Origin of the sequence: Halomonas sp. ND22Bw (assembly GCF_003011945.1) — a bacterium.
GTDB classification, from domain to species: domain Bacteria; phylum Pseudomonadota; class Gammaproteobacteria; order Pseudomonadales; family Halomonadaceae; genus Halomonas; species Halomonas halophila.
Window position 1 is genome coordinate 1 of sequence record NZ_PXWD01000915.1, and the last position, 270, is coordinate 270.

The window sequence follows — 270 nt, forward strand, 5'->3', positions numbered from 1 at the left end:
GAGGTTGCCATGAATGTCGGCGTCTTCATCCCGATCGGAAACAACGGCTGGCTCCTGTCGGAGAACGCGCCGCAATACATGCCGAGCTTCGAGCTGAACAAGCAGGTGGTGCTCAAGGCCGAGGGCTACGGACTCGACTTCGCCCTCTCGATGATCAAGCTGCGGGGCTTCGGCGGCAAGACCGAGTTCTGGGACCACAACCTCGAATCCTTCACGCTGATGGCGGGGTTGGCGGCCGTCACCAGCCGGATCAAGCTGTTCGCCACGGCC

At 62.2% G+C, this 270-nt stretch carries 1 protein-coding gene; it reads left to right on the top strand.

What is annotated here, in order from left to right:
- Positions 1-9 precede the first annotated feature (9 nt).
- Positions 10-270: LLM class flavin-dependent oxidoreductase (locus CVH10_RS20810; protein WP_146143214.1), on the top strand; the 261-nt coding region annotated here is incomplete at its 3' end.